We start from the raw sequence: 16,079 nt of genomic DNA on the forward strand, positions 1-16,079 counted from the left end.
TCCGACCGCACGCGCTCAGGGGACAAACGTCTCGCCGGTGTCCGTGGGCGGACTGCGACGGCCGGCCATGGCGGGCCGCTCGCGCTCGGGATGCGCGCATCCGCTGCACCCGGTTCTTGGATAATGCAGTTATACAGGTGTTTTGCCCGACGAGTCAAACGGAGATTCGCTTTATCAGAAAACAAGCGAGACGCCCGTTACCCCGCGCCCGGGAACCTTGTTCCCGCATTAGCATTTGTGAAGGACGCGCCCCGACCGAGACCGCTCCTGCCATGGCCGACAGTGCCCTCACCCCGACGAAATCCGCGCCGACGCTGTTGCAGAGGCTGGGGCCGGGTCTCGTCACCGGGGCGGCCGACGACGATCCGTCCGGCATCGCCACCTATTCGCAGGCCGGCGCGCAATTCGGTTACGGCCTGCTCTGGACGGTGTTTCTGACCACGCCGTTCATGATCGCCATCCAGCTCGTCAGCGCCCGGATCGGCCGCGTCACCGGCAAGGGGCTGGCCGCCAACGTGATGCAGATCGCGCCGCGCTGGGCGGTGCTGTCGCTCGTCGCCATGCTCGTCGCCGCCAACACCTTCAACATCGCCGCCGACATCGCCGCGATGGCGGAGGCGCTCTCGCTCGTGATCGGCGGCCTCAACCACGAGCACGCGCTGATCTTCGCGGCGGGCTCGACCCTGCTGCAGGTGTTCCTGCCCTATCGGCGCTATTCGCCGGTGCTGAAATTTCTCACCCTGGCGCTGTTCGCCTATGTCGCGACAGCTTTCACCGTCAAGATCCCGTGGAGCACGGCGCTGCTCGCGGCGGTGTGGCCGAAGACGAATGTCAGCGCCGACTATTTCATGATGGTCGTCGCCGTGCTCGGCACCACGATCAGCCCGTATCTGTTCTTCTGGCAGGCCTCGCAGGAGGTCGAAGAGATGAACCAGGGCAGGCGCGACAAGCCGCTGCGCGAGCTGAAGCGCGGCGGCAGTCCGGAGCTGGCGCGCATCCGGGCCGACACCATCTCCGGCATGCTGCTCTCCAACGGCATCGCCTTCTTCATCATCCTCACCACCGCGTCGGTGCTGCACGCGAACGGCGTCACCAACATCAATTCGGCGACGGAGGCCGCCGAGGCGCTGCGGCCGCTCGCCGGCGACTTCACCTTCGCCCTGTTCGCGACCGGCATCATCGGCACCGGACTGCTCGCAATTCCGGTGCTGGCGGGCTCGGCCGCTTACGGCGTGGCGGAGATCTTCGGCTGGCGCGCGACCCTGGAGGCGAAGCCCGACGAGGCGGTCGGCTTCTACACCATCATCGCGGCCGCAACCATCATCGGCTTCGGTCTGGGGTTCACCGGCATCGATTCGATCCATATGCTGGTCTGGAGCGCCGTGCTCAACGGCATCGTCGCCGTTCCGATCATGGCCATGATGATGCTGATCGTCTCGAGCAAGGCGATCATGGGTCGCTTCAAGGGCCGGTCATGGCTCGTCGCGCTGGGCTGGCTCGGCACCGCGTTGATGGCGCTGGCCGTGCTCGCTCTGCTCGGCTCGTCCGCGATCGGCTGACCAGCTAGCCTTTGACTAGCCTTGCGACAAGGCTGCCGATATCTGCGAGGCGATGACGAGGGCCGCGAAGACGGCCGGCACGCTGATGAAGCGCAGGAATTGGTCGATCGAAAGCATCGCTGTCTCCCCCAAGACAAAAAAAGAATAAGCCCGCCGCGCTATTCCACCCCGTGCCCGGCGTGCTGATCGGCCGTCAGAAACTGATCGGAAATGGCGGCTCCGCCCATCGTGAGCAGCGCCAGGATCGAAATCACAGCCAGAAATTTCATGGCCGGAGGGTCGATCCCGATTGTGTCCAAAAACGTCACAGCATGGTGCCTTTTCAGGACGATCCCGGGCAACATCATGGCTGTCCCCACCGGATTCCCCGGGTCTTCCCGACAGAATGGCCGGAAGGGGCTTCCCCGGCGCACCTCACCAGGCTTCACTGCGCAGGGCCGTTAGCCTAACAATTGTGGCTGGAGCCGGGCTTGCGAGTCGGCCAAAGAAAAAAGCCCAGCCGGGCGACAGGGAGCGACATGACCAAATCGTCGAAAGCAATAAGCCTCGAAATTCTCGCCTGCGACGCCGGCTGGAGAAACTACCACTTCCTCAAGCTGACGACCGAGGACGGCATCGTCGGCTGGAGCGAGTTCGACGAGGGCTTCGGCTCGCCGGGTGTCGGTGCTGCGATCCAGCGCCTGTCCGCCCGCGTCGTTGGGCAGAACGTTTTCCGCCACGAGCGCATCTACGCCGAACTGTTCGCGGCCACGCGTCCCGCCGCCGGCGGCGTGGTGGCGCAGGCGCTCGGCGCGATCGAGAATGCGCTGCTCGATGCCAAGGCGAAGTGTCTCGGTGTGCCGTGCTACGAACTGCTCGGCGGCAAGATCCGCGACCGTGTCAGGGTCTATTGGTCGCATTGCGCGACGTGGCGGATCAATCATCCGTCCTGGTACAAACCGCCGATCGAGAACCTCGACGGCGTCAAGGCAATGGGACGCGAGGTCCGCGAGAACAAGTTCACCGCGCTCAAGACCAACATTTTCTCCTACGACGACGGCAAGCCAACCGGTTGGCGACCGGGCTTCGGCTCGCCCTTCGCCCCCGAAATCAACGTCGATCGCAAGATCCTGCACGACCTGCGCATGCATCTGGAAGCGATCCGCGACGGTGCAGGCCCTGATGTCGACATCCTGCTAGACTGCAACTTCAACGCCAAGACCGAGGGCTATCTGGAGATCCTGCGCACCATTGCGGACCTCGACATGTTCTGGATCGAGATCGACAGTTTCAATCCAGAAGCGCTCGGTTACATCCGCAGGCAAAGTCCGCATCCGATCTCGTCCTGCGAGACGCTATTGGGCTTGCGGGAATTCCTGCCCTATTTCCGCGAACAGGCCATGGACGTCGCGATCATCGACACACCCTGGAACGGCGTCTGGCAGTCGATGAAGATCGCAGCCGCTGCGGAAGCGTTCGAAGTCAACGTTGCGCCGCATAATTTCTACGGCCATCTTTGCTCGATGATGAACGCGCATTTCTGCGCCGCCGTGCCGAACCTGCGCATCATGGAGATCGACATCGATCGCCTGGCGTGGGACCGCGAGCTTTTCACGCATGAGCCTGAAATTCAGAACGGCCATCTGATCATTCCGGACCGGCCCGGCTGGGGCACCGATCCGAACGAGGAAGCCCTTCGCGCGCATCCGCCGAAGACGAGTGGCGGATTGCTCAACTACGGTCGCAAGAACTAGACGTCTTACGGCGTCACTGGATTGACGGTCGGGGACGTCTTCGGCCCCGGCCGCGCAGGCTCGACCGGTGATTTCGGTTCGGTCGGGAGAATTTTGGCACCTGCGGCGCGCGCGGCCTCGCCAGTGGTCGCATACATCGCGACGTGGGCGGGCTGCGTCTTGGCGCGATTCCATGGTCCGTGATCGACGATGAGCATCGCGGCAATCGTCACCGCGGCCACAATCAACGCGATCACGCCGGGATGGCGAAGCGCCGAGGACATGGAATTTGCGAAGCGATCCGTTACCATCGAAGGACCCATACGTTTTCCTATCGCAGGTTAATTCAATCCGGTCCCGCGAGTTCCGCTCCAGGCCCAGACAAGTTCCAAGTCAATCCGTGGAACCTGACCGCCATAAGCACTCAGCGTTTCACATCGGGGCGCGCGTCGCCGACAAACCGGTCGCGGTTCGGCATCTTGACCGCTGCAAGCGATTCGGGATCGAGCGTCGCGTCCGCTCCGACCAATCCATTCAGGTTCAGGATGTACGCGGACACTGCATAAACCTCCTCATCGCTCAGCGATTGCGGCGCGTTCTGCGGCATCGCGCGGCGGATGTAGTCGAACAGCGTCGGCGCATACGGCCAATAGCTGCCGACCGTGCGAATCGGCTTTGGCGTTGCGATCGTGCCCTGCCCACCGACGAGCCGGTCACCGAGCCCGCCCTCGCCCTTGTCGCCATGGCATGATGCACATTGTTGGGCGAACACCTCGCGGCCTTGGCTGACCGAACCGCTTCCCTTCGGCAGATTGCTGCCGTCGCGTCCGACGTCGATATTCCAGCCCGCGATCTCCGCGGCCGCCGCGGGGCGTCCGATGCCGTACAGGCTTTGTGCTTGCGCTCCGCTCGCGAACGCGCACAGCACGATGACGACAGCAATGCCGCAAGTCTCACGCGAGCGCATTGGTCACCTCGCCGTCGGCCGCGATGCGCCAGGGCCAGGTCGCGTTGTTGTGGTAGAAATAGTTCTCGCCGCGCACCGCGAGCAACTCGGAGAGCGTCGGCTGCACATAGCCGGTCTCGTCGATGGCACGGCTCTGGATTACGGCAGGCTTTCCGTCCCACTGCCAAGGCAAGCGAAAGCGTGTCAACGCACGCGTCAGCACCGGCTCCTGCAATTGCGCGCTTTGCCAACTCTTTCCCTCGTCGACGGACAGTTCGACGCGCGCGATCTTGCCATGCCCGCTCCAGGCGATGCCGGTGATCTCATGGAAGCCGGGTGCGTTCAGGCGTTGGCCGCCAGAGGGCCGCGTGATGATCGATTTCGCCTCCATGTAGAACGAAAATTCACGCGCGGTGCCGTCCGGCAGCAGGTCGGTATATTTCGAGGTCTCCTCGCGCGAGTAAACCGGCTCAGCCGTCACATGCAGGCGGCGCAGCCATTTCACGCTCATGTTGCCTTCGAAGCCCGGCAGGAACAGCCGCAGCGGATAGCCTTGCTGCGGACGCAGCCGCTCTCCGTTCTGACTGTAGACCAGCAAGGCGTCCTCGAGGCATTTCTCGATCGGGATGCTGCGGGTCAGCGCGGCCGCGTCGGCACCCTCGGCGACGACCCATTTGGCATCCGGTTTCAACCCGGCCTCCTGGAGCACCAGCTTGAGGCTGATGCCGGTCCATTCTGCACAACTCACCAGACCCACTAGGTCTGACGCTGTCTTGCCGTAAGGCTTGGTGTAGCCGGGATTGCCGGAGCATTCGAGAAAGTGGACACGCGATTCCGATGGGAAACGCCTGAGATCATCCATTGTGAAGATCAGCGAACGCTCGACGAGCCCGTGCAGCATCAGCCGGTGCTGGGCCGGATCGATGGTGGGAACGCCGCCGTGATGACGCTCATAGAAAAGGCCGTTCGGCGTAATGATGCCATCGAGCTCTTGCAACGGCGTCCGGCTGGAGGCCGATATGTACTGCTTGAGCGTCTTCGAGATGTTCTTCACGACGCCCTTCTCGAACGGCGATGGCGCGCCGTAGAGCTGCCCCCCCGTCGGCTCGCCCGGTGCCTTCATCCATTCGGGAACATTGGGCGGAAGGTTGTCGGTCTCGGCGGCAACCGATGCGCGTGCGCCCAGCACGGTACCACCCGCCACCGCAGCACCGCCGCGCAGAAAGCCGCGGCGAGTCGTCCCCGCGGGTTTGTCGAACGTTCTACTCATTTGCGGATCCTCGGCTGAAGCGCGATCCGCATCAAACATTCTGCGACGAGCATTTGCAATTCGCACCTGTTTCAAAAACAGGCGATTTCCATCTGGACTGATCTAAATCCGGTGGCGGCGACGGCAGTTCTCTTCTTCGCGATGCACAAACGGCTCGTCCGTCACTCGCCCGGCGCGATCGCATTGCTCGGGGTCGGCCGGTCGGCGATCTGCTGGCCGAACAGGCTGCCGATCAGTTCGACCGCGGTGCGCGCGGTGCGGCCGCGCTCGTCGAGAAACGGATTGAGCTCGACGATGTCGACTGACCCGACCACGCCGGAATCGTGCAGGAGCTCCATGATCAGATGCGCCTCACGATAGGTCGCGCCGCCCGGCACTGTCGTGCCCACGCCCGGTGCGACGCAGGGGTCGAGAAAATCGACATCGAAGCTGACATGCAGTACGCCGTTGCTGGCCCTGACGCGCTCGATGACGCGGCGGATCAGCACGGCGACGCCGAACTCGTCGATCTGGCGCATGTCGACAACCCTGATCCGGCGCGTGCGCATCAACTCCTTTTCGAGCTTGTCGATTGAGCGCGCGCCGAATAGGTCGAGCCTGTCGGGATCGATCGGGGCGCGCGGATCATCGCCGAGCAATCCGTCAAGGCCGGGTTCGCCGCACAGGAATGCCGCCGACATGCCGTGCATGTTGGCGGTGATCGTCGTCGCCGGCGTGTTGTAGTCGGCATGGGCATCGAGCCAGAGCACGAATAGCTCGCGTCCGCGCTCCTGCCAGTGGCGGGCCATGGCATTCACCGATCCCATCGACAACGTGTGATCGCCGCCGAGAAAAATCGGCAGCGCGCCGGTTTTCGCGATCTCGTAACCTCTGCGGCTCAGCACGCGCGTCCATCGCTGAATTTCGCGGTAGTGATTGGCTTTGTCGGGGGGCCTGTCTGCGAGGTCCCGGAGCTCGGCCACCGAGAGATCGCCGTAATCGGCCACTTCGAAATCCAGGCTCTCGAGCAGTGTCGCAAGGCCGGCGGTGCGGAGCGCCGCAGGGCCCATCAGGGTACCGCGCTGCGAAGCCCCCATGTCGATGGGAGCGCCGAGCAAGGCGATGCGCCGGGCTCGATCCGTCGTGGTCGGGTCGGTCACAGCTGTCTCCCGAGATCAGCAAGATTGAGCCAGCCTAACAGAGATTCGCATCCGTCGTTTCACGGGGAAGGTCCGCGCTGGGGACGCCTCGTCTCGGAACAAAATCCGGCGCGCCGAATTGCTCATTCAAGGCCGGTACCCGCCGTCAAAACCACGGCGCCTGTCGCGGATAGCCAAAGGTCATGCGACCCGCTGTTCAGAACGAGCGCTCGCGCGGATAGCCAAAGGTATCGGCCTCCGTCACATGATCAGCCTGGAGGTCGCGCACTTGAGCACGGAGATCCCGCAGTCCACCTCACATCCCGGCATGGCCGAGCGCGCCATCGATGCCGCGACGGACGTATCCCGCACCATCGGTGAAGTCGCAGGTGGCCTGCATGCAGCTGTCGACCGCGTGACCTCCGCTATCGACGAAGCGAGGAAACCGGGCCGCCCCCTCGCGACCGTCGCTGCAATCACGCGCGAAGCGCCGCTCGCCAGCCTGTTCGTTGCTTTCCTGTTCGGGGTCGCGGTCGCGCGGCGGCGCTAGAATTGAGCGGGCCCGTTCAGGCGGCACTGACGGCGACGCACTCGGCTGCGAGGAATTGCCGCTCGAATGCCTCCGCCGGCATCGGACGGCCGAAGAAATAGCCCTGGCCTTCTTCGCATCCCATGCTCACCAGGAAGTCGGCCGTAGCGCGATTCTCGATGCCTTCGGCCACGACCGTCAGTCCGAGCTGTTTGCTGAGGCCGATGGTCGACCCAACGATCGCGGCATCGTCGGAGTTCGCGAGCAGTCCGAGCACGAACGACCGGTCGATCTTGAGCCCATCGAGCGGAAACTTCTTCAAATAGCTCAGGCTCGCATAGCCAGTGCCGAAATCGTCGAACAGGACGCGGACGCCGAGCTGCTGGATGCGTTTGAACATGTCGAGCACGCGGGCTTCGTCGTGAAGCAGGATGTCTTCGGTAACCTCGAGTTCGAGCAGCGACGGCGTGAGCCCCGTCGCTTCGAGCATTTCCGCAACCGAATGCGCGAGGTCGCCGGAGTGGATCTGCGAGGGCGACAAATTGATCGCGACGCGCACTCTGTCGCCGGACAATTCCCAGACGCGTGCCTGTCGGCAGGCGGTCTCCATCACCCAGTTTCCGATCCGCTCAGACAGGGCTGAGCTATTGACAACCGGCATGAACTCTCCCGGCGAAACGTAGCCGCGCACGGGGTGCCGCCAGCGGATGAGAGCTTCGGCGCCGACCAGGCTCGCGTCGATCAGGCGAACCTGCGGCTGGTAGAACAGCTCGAACTCGCCGCGATCGGCGGCGAGCGCCAATTCACTCTCCAGCGTCAGCCGGTTCTCGAGCTCCTGCCGGATCGCGCTCTCGAAGACCACATAACCGCCGCGCCGCGTCAGCTTTGCCTTGGTCAGCGCAAGATGACCGTTGCTCAGGAGATCGTCGGCGCTGTGTCCGCCTTCCGGATGGACGGCGACGCCGACGCTGATCCTGACGCGGTGCTGCCGCTTGCTGGTCGCAAGCGGCGCTTCGAACGCGCGCGCGATGCGCTCGGCGAACTCTGCGATCGGCTCGTCGCCGTCGCCGCCTTTGCGCGCAATGGCGAATTCGTCTCCGCTAAGCCGGGCAACGACAGCGCCGTCGCGCGCCTCGGTTTTCAGGCGCCCCGCGACCGCCTGCAGCACGAGATCTCCGGCGGAATGGCCGAGCATGTCGTTGATGCTCTGGAAGCCGTCGAGCCCGATCACGAGTAGCGCGACCTCGCAAGGGCGTTGCCCCGCATCGGCGATCATGTCGACCAGTCCGGCATGCAGCGTGTTGCGGTTGGCAAGACCGGTTAGCGCGTCGTACTCGGCGAGGTATCTGACGCGTTCGGCCTCGCGCTTACGGACCGAGATATCGCGGAGGATCGCTCCGTACTGGAAGCCGTCCGTTCCCTGCCAGCCTGAGAAGCTCGCCTCGACCGGAAAAATTTCACCGTTCTTGCGCCGTCCTTCGAATTCAACGACGACCGCCCCGCCGGGAACCAGGAGGGCCTGGCATGTGGCGTCGCGCATGGACGGCCTCGCGTCACCGTCCACCGACACGGCGCACAGCGTTTCGAACGGGCGGCCGATGATCTCGGCGGGCATATAGCCGAAGATCGCACTGGCGCCGGGATTCCACACGGTGATCAGCTGACCCTCATCGGTGCAGACGAGGCCATCGCCGAGCGACATCGCAATACGATGAAAGCGGCTTTCGGCGATGCGCCCCAAGAGACCGCGGAAATCGATTTCGTCGAGTGCAACCGCCGTCAGATAAGCCACAATCGCGATGTGGAACAGCGATGTGTCGATGATGAACGGCCATCTTGCTTGCACGAGGACCGCAACCAGCTCGAAGACCGCCCCGGCCGAGATCAGGATTGCGACGCGAATTCCCGGTCCGAGGCGGCGCCACGAATACACCATCAGCAGGCAGACCACAGCGAGACCCAGGATCATGCCGGTATCGGAGGTCCAGCGCAGCATCCGGCTCTGGAGGATCGATTCCGCTGCCAGCGCCTGGAGGATGGGTCCGGAGATGATGCGGCCATTTGGAACGCTGAAGCGGTCGCCGAGTTCGAGCGCCGTCGCACCAACGATGACCTTCTTGTCTCTCAGCCTGTCGAGAGCGGCGGTTTCGCCGCGGAGCACGTCGACATAGGAGACACTCGGAACGGAGCTCGCCCGAATACTGAAATCGATCAGGAACGGCGGCCGCCGATTGGCGTCCTGCCCGGCCAATACGACGGCCATCGACGGCATCAAGGCATCGCCCGGCTTCTCGCCGAACGGATATCGGCGAACGAGCCCGTCGGATTCGATCGCGACATTGACCAGCGCCGGCCACGACTGGTTGCTGAACGGCTTCAGGGGGCGGTTGATGTGAGCTGCGCCGCCATTCGGCGCCGGCTGCTTGAAGGACGGCAGGATCGTCGAGCCGCCGACGTCACGCAATGCGTTCACGAAGGCCTCGTCGGAGGCTGGATCGGATGGCGAGCTGAAATCGACGTCGAAAGCGATGTCCTGCGCCCCCGCGGCCTCTAATCTGTGCAACAGTTCCGCGTGCAGCCGGCGCGGCCAGGGCCATACCCCGATCTGGTCGATCGAGGGCGCATCGATGGCTACCACAACGACGTTGCCGCTCGCGGCACGCGATTGCCAAGTGAACCGCAGGTCGGTCAGCGCGTTGCGAAGCGCACCATGCCACCCCGTGGACAGCACGATCGCCAGCGCGGTCACGACTAGAATATGCGGACGATAGCGCTTCACTCCGATCCTCCCGCGCACCCGCTTCTGCAGGTACGCCCCCTCATCCCCTAAGAAATCGCCTCAGTGCTTGTTGTGGCCAAACGCATTGCCGTGACCATTGCTGCCGTTGCCGCCGCCATTCCCGTTGCCGTTACCGTTGTTACCCCTGCCGTTACCGGTGGCACCGTTGTTGCCGTTACCCTCGCCGGAATTGCCGTTACCGGAGTTGCCCTTGTCCGGTTTGGTCTTGCCACCGGAGTCTCCGCTGCCGGCCCCAGAGCCGTCGCTGGACGCACCGGCCGTGGTCGCGGCTATTGTCGTGCTCGCAGCCGACGAGCTGGTGCTGCCAGCCGTCACGCCGCTGCTCGTCGTGACCGCAGTCTGGACGGTGCTGTTGGACGCCGTCGTGCTCGCTTTCGAGTCGCTCCAAACCGTCTCGGTGCTGGCGTGCGCGTTGCGCACCTGTCCGGCGGCACCGCCGCCGTGGGCGAGCCCGTGCGTGACCTTGTGGACGTTCAGCTTGACCTCGCCGAGCGAGTTCGAGATCCGCACGACGCCAGGCTTTGCAGCACTGCCCTTGGACGCGTGAGCTCCGGCCGCCTGTTGCGATGGCTTGAGCGCGCGGGCCGCCTTGGTGCCCTTATCGATTGGACCGAGCGCGTGGATCGTATGGCCGTTCGCGGCGTTGCGCGGGGCCGACAGGCCTGATTTCGGCACGGGGACGCGCTCGATGCTCGAGGCGCGCGGCTTGCCGTGCTCGATTGGGTTGAAGGTGCCGGAGCCGCTCAGAGAGAGGCCGGGCTTGCCATGCTCGAAGACGGTGGCGGCCTGCCCCGGCAGGACCTGGGCGATCTGTCCGGTCTTGAAGTCGGAGACCTCGACCTGGCCGCGAAGCACGCCGACCTTGGTGCTGCCCGCGCCCACCGTGACGCTGAACTGGGTCCCCTTGACCACGGCGGCGAGATAGGGCGTCTCGACCTCGAAATGCTTGACGTTGCGCTTCTCGACCTCGAGCAGGATCGAACCTGCCCGCTGGATGATGGTAGTCGAGAGGCCCTCCTTGCTCTCGGTCGGCAAGCCGACCACCGAGTTGGGAGAGATCAGGATCGTCTCCTCGCCGCGGACGAGCAGCACGCGGCCATTACGTCCGGTGCGAATGGTGTCGCCGGGCTTGAGCGCCTCCTGCTGACTTAAAGACACTTGCTGAGCGCCGCTGGTGGCCACCCAGACCTCGCCGGTGGCCTTGCCGACCGACCAGACGCCGTCGTCCGCGGCGGATGCGCCCGAGGCCGTTCCCACGATCAGCGCAGCCGCGAAGGCGCACCGCATTCCAATCTTGTTGAGCATGACGATCCTCAGTCCGCGTTACAGCCGGCCTTGAGGGGTATCCGAAATCACTCAACATAGGATTATCGGGAAGCGGCCAGCGGAGCGGTCGCGTTAACGGTTCATTGACCATAAAAAACTATGAAAAATCATGTGGCTAACGAACCCTTACCGCTTCACGGGCACATCTCCGTCAAACTACGGGGACAGGCGCGTTGCGCCCGCAGGGAAGCGGCATGTCGTTACCACAATGGTGCTGTTGGCACCGTTTTTCGCCGGAGTTCCTCAGGCTTTCGCGCAGCAGGCGAACCAGCCGGGCTTCGATCCGCGCCAACCAGAGAAATATTTTGAAAACCAAACCGAGCGGGAATCCCTGAGACGTCCTCCGGTCAGACTCCCGACAGTCGGTCAGCCCAACACCGGCGGCGATACCAAGCCTCAGTTCGTGCTGCGCGGCATCAACGTCAGCGGAGCCCGGGCCGTTTCCCCCGATCGCATCGCCGCGGTCTACCAGCCCTATGTCGGCAAGAAGGTTTCGCAGGCGGATCTCGCCGCGATCGCCGGCGCGATCAGCGATCTCTACCGCGCCGATGGTTTTCACTTGAGCCGTGCGATCGTGCCGCCGCAGGACATTGCCGACGGCCTGCTCCGGATCCAGGTGATCGAAGGCGCCATCGTGCAGACCGAGCTGAAAGGTGATGGCGCCGAGCAGTTCGGCGTGAGACCGATGCTTGGGCCGGTTCTGGCTGAGCAACCGTCGCGCCTGGCAACGCTGGAACGTCAGCTCTTTCTCGTCAACGGCAGACCTGGTCTCCGGATCACCGATACCGCACTGGAGGAGATCGGCGGTGCAACCGGCCGCTTCCGCCTCATCGTCTATTTGAAGACCTGGCACGTCTTCTCGTCGTTCGGTCTGGACAATCTCGGCTCATCATCAGTCGGTCCGTGGCAGACCTATGCGATCGGCGCGTTCAACTCCTATCTCACGCCCGGCGACACGCTGGCGGTCAACCTGTCGACCATCGCCAACGACCCCCGCCAGCTTGGCTTCGCACGGCTGTCCTACGATGCACCCGTCGGCGTCGACGGCGTGCGTCTTGGCGGGTCCGTCCTATACAGCGCGGTCAGGCCGGGCGATGCGCGCCGCCTCGACAGCGACATCACCACGACCGAGGCGTTCGAGCTGCGTGCCAGCGTCGTCCCATTGCAGTCGCAATCCTCCTCGCTGACCCTGACCGCGGCGACGACCTTCAGCAACGTGTCCGAGCATGACCTTTACGGCGCCTGGTACAACGACCACATCAGGACCGCGAGCCTGACCGCCGACTACCGGCTCCAGGATCATTTCGGCGGCACCAATTTCGCGACGCTGACCTACCGCCAGGGCCTCGACATCTTCGGTGCCTCGCATTTCGACGACGACCTGTTGTCGCGCGATGGCGCGTCATCGAACTTCTCGGTGCTGAACCTCTGGTTCACGCGCTACCAGACGCTCAACGACGTCTGGTCGCTCAAGCTCTCCGCTGCGAGCCAGACGGCGTCACGGCCGCTGTTCACCTCGCAGCAATTCTATCTCGGCGGCGCTGCCTTCGGGCGCGGCTATGGCGCAGCCGAAATCAGCGGCGACAACGGTCTTGCCGGCTCCCTCGAACTGCGCTTCGACCAGAAGCTCAATTTCCGCTACTGGACCGGCTATCAGCTCTATGCCTTCGGTGACGCCGGCGCCGTCTGGAACCACGGTTACCGCCTGAGCGAGGGCCTGTCGCTGACCTCGGCCGGAGCTGGCGTGCGGTTCTTCCTGCCGGACGATTTCCAGGCCGATCTCGGCGTGGCCGTCCCCCTGAGCTACCGGGCGCCCGACAACGAGCGCCGCAGCCCGCGCTTCCTGTTTACTCTGTCAAGCGCGTTGCGGCTCTGCTCCGAACGCGGCAAGGGCGGTTGTCTGTAAACCCCTTCTCCTTCGCGCTGTGGCCCCCGGCATGCGGCCCTTTTTGGGCCGTGCCACACAGACTTGCCTAAATTTAATCCCGTAACCTGCTCACGATCGCTCGATCCGGGAGTTCCCAATGGCCATGTTCAGTCAAAAGTGATTTGAGACGGAACCATGAAAAAGGTGTTTGCAGTTCTGGCGTTTCTCTGCGTCCTCGGCGTTGGCCAGTATTTCGTCGTCAGCCGGTTCGCGATCCGCCATGAGGTCTTGACCCTGTTCGACGCCGCCCGCCAGCGGCCGATTGCCGTCGAAATCGCTGTACGGCGCGATTACGAGACCAAGGCCAATCTCGGCCTCTGGAAGCTCCCGCTCGCCATCATCAGCAACGGCAATACCGTCAAAGCCACCGAATATTCCTTCCTCGCCAACGTGCTCGCCGCACGTGGTTATCTCGTCGCCAGCATCCAGCAGGATCTGCCGAGCGATCCGCCGCTGATGACCAAGGCCGGCCAGCAATATGTCGGCCGGCGCGAGGTCTATATTCGCTGCGAGGCCAACATCCTCTTCACCTTGGGCGAGTTGAAGCGGCGGCAGGAGAACGCCGACTACGACCACATCACGCTCGTCGGGCATTCCAACGGTGGCGACGTTTCGATGTATGTCGCCCATCAGCACCCGGAGCTGGTGTCGAAAGTGATCACGCTCGACAATCTGCGGGTGCCTTTCGTGCTTAGCGACCACATGAAGATCCTGTCGTTCCGCTCGAAGGATCCGCATTTCGTAACCGATCCCGGCGTGCTGCCGACGCCAGAAGAGGCCAAGGCGCGCGGAATCGACATTGTCCACACTGGCGCACAGCATACCGAGATGAGCGATCGCGGTCCCGATGCTGTCAAAGAGAAGATCCAGGCGACACTCGACCGCTTCCTGCGCGACAGCGCCAGCAGCGCGCTCGCCCCGGCCGATACACGAAGCCCGATGATCATGAACCCCGGCGACTATTAGTCCGGCCCCTTTGCGGCAGATCAAGGCTGCCGCGAGCCGGCCACGATAGAAAGGGCCTCGCCATCTCGGAGAGGCACGTGTCGCACTCCATCGAAAACCTTGAAAGACTCGATACGACAAGCTTTGCCCTGCCTGCGGCAAGGACGCCGAGATTCGTCCGGCATCTCTATCGTTCGGCTCGCAAGCTGCTGCGGTCGATCATCGCCCGCATCGACCTCTCGCAGTTTCCGGGTTCGTGCTGCGGATGAGGACGGCGTCGCTAGCAAACAACACACAGGGTTGCTCTATGCACCGGCATTTGAGACGAATTTGCCTGCTGGTTGCCGTGGCCTCGAGCGTGGGCACGTCGTCCGCTCTCGCCGCCGATGCAGATCACGGCGCCGACCTTGCGAGGCGCTGGTGCGCCAGCTGCCATGTCGTGGCGAACGGCCAAACCCAGGCGAGCGCCGACGTCCCCTCTTTCGTGTCCGTTGCGCGCAGGCCTGACTTCAGTTCGGAAAGGCTCGCCTTTTTCCTGCTAGACCCGCACCCGAAGATGCCGAATTTCCCCTTGAGCCGGATCGAAGCCGGCGATATCGCGGCTTACATCGCATCGCTGCGTTAGCAGAGCGATCGATCCGTCAAGACACCTGCGACAGATGCAAATCCCTGCTGAGAACCGCCAAGGATCAGCGGAAATGATGATGGGCGGCGAATGAGGTCCATTCGACGACCCATCATCGACCGGTACCAGGGCGGATATTCACGCCGTGCAAGTCCAATCTGTGGACGCGCCGTGAACACACCGAGAATCAGGACTTGCCCTTCCCCGGTTGCATCAGACTGCCGGTCATCTGGCGCATGTGGTCTCCGGCACTGGTGAACTGGCTGCGCAAGAAATCCGATTGGATTCGCATCGCCTCCTGAAGGTCGGTGGCATGGACGAGCTTGCGGGCATGCTCGAATGCCGACTTCATGTTCTGCTCGGTGAAAGCGAGCGCCTGCTTCGACACATCCGCCCCCGCGCCCGGAACGGTCGTCATCGATTTGGTGGCGGCTTCGAAAAACATCCCGAATGCCTTTTCCGCCTGGTCAATCGTCTTCTCGGCCAGGTCGCGCAGTTCGGCCGGAACTTCGAGCTTCGGTTCGATCATGGTCGCACTCCTCCCGTTTTCAGAACTGAATACCACACTTGCCGGATCGCCTGCCAGCGTCCAGCCCGGGGAAGACGTAGCCCGACGGCCGGCTCTGGCAGGAAAACGTAAGGCCGGCGCGCAGGCTGGCTCAGGACAGGGGGTGTTCGGGAAGGGTTTCTTCGGTGGCGAGGTCTTCGACGAGCTTGATGACCTCGAAACGCTGCCGGGGCGCAAGCTTCAGAAACGCGCGGAGCAGCCGCAGGCTTTCGACGGTGCCGCTTGCAGGCGCGCCGAGCTTGAGGTGCAGCTCAGCTGCGAAATTGAGGTTCTTCATCTCGCACCTATGACAAGCATCGGACTTCGTGATCCAACATCGAGGCCCCAACTAACAACCAAACGCCATAACCGGATGCCATAACCGGATGCTATGGCGACGGCGCGCCTTTCGGCCCGGGGGGAAGCCCGTGTGTTCGCACGCCAAGCCACATGTGCAAACGCGCACACCTGAACAGGTTGCAACTATGTCAAGAAACAACCCCTCCGGCAAGCCTAACAGTTGGCGCAGCGATGCATCGTCTGCATCGCACCACGGCAATTCCGGATAACAGGAATATGGCCCGCCGTCACCCACCTGCGTCAAGAAGCATCATCGATCAGGCATACAGCCTCGGTCGCCGTCAATCGATGCTGCGTTTCGTGTTGTTTCGGATGTGAATGGACGTTGGTGGACGCGAACTAGTGTCCTGAGTCACAAGTTCGCAATCATAGATTCGCAGTAGATTCGCGTCGCCGTGCCAAGGATGGAGGCTGC

Annotated in this window: 15 protein-coding genes; 6 read left to right on the forward strand and 9 right to left on the reverse strand. The window is 63.4% G+C overall.

What is annotated here, in order from left to right; all coding sequences use genetic code 11:
• Positions 1-272: 272 nt before the first annotated feature.
• A complete protein-coding gene (locus AC0L3S_RS19580) occupies positions 273-1,559 on the forward strand; it encodes an NRAMP family divalent metal transporter (RefSeq protein WP_473280580.1) in 1,287 nt (428 codons plus the stop codon).
• Positions 1,560-1,717: 158 nt separating this feature from the next.
• Here AC0L3S_RS19580 and AC0L3S_RS19585 read toward each other — a convergent pair whose 3' ends face one another.
• Positions 1,718-1,906 carry a hypothetical protein gene (locus AC0L3S_RS19585; RefSeq protein ID WP_473280582.1) on the reverse strand — a complete coding sequence of 63 codons (189 nt, stop codon included), beginning with the start codon at positions 1,904-1,906 and terminating at the stop codon, positions 1,718-1,720.
• Positions 1,907-2,077: 171 nt separating this feature from the next.
• On the opposite strand from AC0L3S_RS19585, the gene AC0L3S_RS19590 reads away from it, so the two are divergent.
• The gene (locus AC0L3S_RS19590) at positions 2,078-3,292 is read left to right on the forward strand and encodes a mandelate racemase/muconate lactonizing enzyme family protein (protein ID WP_473280585.1); all 1,215 of its coding nucleotides are present in this window, start codon (positions 2,078-2,080) and stop codon (positions 3,290-3,292) included.
• A gap of 5 nt (positions 3,293-3,297) precedes the next feature.
• On the opposite strand, the gene AC0L3S_RS19595 is transcribed toward AC0L3S_RS19590, so the two are convergent.
• The 4 genes from AC0L3S_RS19595 to rocF form a co-directional block, all read right to left on the reverse strand.
• Positions 3,298-3,594 carry a hypothetical protein gene (locus AC0L3S_RS19595; RefSeq protein WP_473280588.1) on the reverse strand — a complete coding sequence of 99 codons (297 nt, stop codon included), beginning with the start codon at positions 3,592-3,594 and terminating at the stop codon, positions 3,298-3,300.
• 101 nt (positions 3,595-3,695) lie between these two features.
• Positions 3,696-4,238: a c-type cytochrome gene (locus AC0L3S_RS19600; protein WP_473280590.1), complete on the reverse strand. Its 543-nt coding sequence runs from the start codon at positions 4,236-4,238 to the stop codon at positions 3,696-3,698.
• On the reverse strand, positions 4,225-5,487 hold the full coding sequence (gene soxC, locus AC0L3S_RS19605; RefSeq protein WP_473280592.1) for a sulfite dehydrogenase: 1,263 nt from the start codon (positions 5,485-5,487) through the stop codon (positions 4,225-4,227). The genes AC0L3S_RS19600 and soxC overlap by 14 nt, the downstream gene beginning before the upstream one ends.
• A gap of 161 nt (positions 5,488-5,648) precedes the next feature.
• Positions 5,649-6,626, reverse strand: a complete 978-nt coding sequence (rocF, locus tag AC0L3S_RS19610; protein WP_473280595.1) for an arginase — start codon at positions 6,624-6,626, stop codon at positions 5,649-5,651.
• 244 nt (positions 6,627-6,870) lie between these two features.
• Between rocF and AC0L3S_RS19615 the strand changes: the two genes are divergently transcribed.
• Complete coding sequence (locus AC0L3S_RS19615; protein ID WP_473266705.1) at positions 6,871-7,155, forward strand: hypothetical protein; 285 nt, start codon at positions 6,871-6,873, stop codon at positions 7,153-7,155.
• Positions 7,156-7,171: 16 nt separating this feature from the next.
• On the opposite strand, the gene AC0L3S_RS19620 is transcribed toward AC0L3S_RS19615, so the two are convergent.
• On the reverse strand, positions 7,172-9,913 hold the full coding sequence (locus tag AC0L3S_RS19620; RefSeq protein ID WP_473280597.1) for an EAL domain-containing protein: 2,742 nt from the start codon (positions 9,911-9,913) through the stop codon (positions 7,172-7,174).
• Positions 9,914-9,973: 60 nt separating this feature from the next.
• Positions 9,974-11,239, reverse strand: coding sequence for a FecR family protein (locus AC0L3S_RS19625; RefSeq protein ID WP_473266709.1), 1,266 nt, complete (start codon positions 11,237-11,239; stop codon positions 9,974-9,976).
• Positions 11,240-11,369: 130 nt separating this feature from the next.
• Here AC0L3S_RS19625 and AC0L3S_RS19630 point away from each other — a divergent pair, with 130 nt between their 5' ends.
• The 3 genes from AC0L3S_RS19630 to AC0L3S_RS19640 all read left to right on the forward strand — a co-directional run bounded on the left by AC0L3S_RS19630 (position 11,370) and on the right by AC0L3S_RS19640 (position 14,757).
• A complete protein-coding gene (locus AC0L3S_RS19630; RefSeq protein ID WP_473266712.1) occupies positions 11,370-13,166 on the forward strand; it encodes a ShlB/FhaC/HecB family hemolysin secretion/activation protein in 1,797 nt (598 codons plus the stop codon).
• 156 nt (positions 13,167-13,322) lie between these two features.
• Positions 13,323-14,153, forward strand: a complete 831-nt coding sequence (locus tag AC0L3S_RS19635) for an alpha/beta fold hydrolase (RefSeq protein ID WP_473266714.1) — start codon at positions 13,323-13,325, stop codon at positions 14,151-14,153.
• Between the two features lie 286 nt (positions 14,154-14,439).
• A complete protein-coding gene (locus AC0L3S_RS19640; protein ID WP_007601492.1) occupies positions 14,440-14,757 on the forward strand; it encodes a c-type cytochrome in 318 nt (105 codons plus the stop codon).
• Positions 14,758-14,944: 187 nt separating this feature from the next.
• Here the strand turns inward: AC0L3S_RS19640 and AC0L3S_RS19645 are convergent, their stop codons facing one another.
• The gene (locus AC0L3S_RS19645) at positions 14,945-15,286 is read right to left on the reverse strand and encodes a phasin (protein ID WP_007601491.1); all 342 of its coding nucleotides are present in this window, start codon (positions 15,284-15,286) and stop codon (positions 14,945-14,947) included.
• A 130-nt stretch (positions 15,287-15,416) separates the two neighbouring features.
• Positions 15,417-15,602, reverse strand: coding sequence for a hypothetical protein (locus tag AC0L3S_RS19650; protein ID WP_007612798.1), 186 nt, complete (start codon positions 15,600-15,602; stop codon positions 15,417-15,419).
• Positions 15,603-16,079: the final 477 nt, after the last annotated feature.

The organism is Bradyrhizobium sp. Ken01, assembly GCF_055807355.1.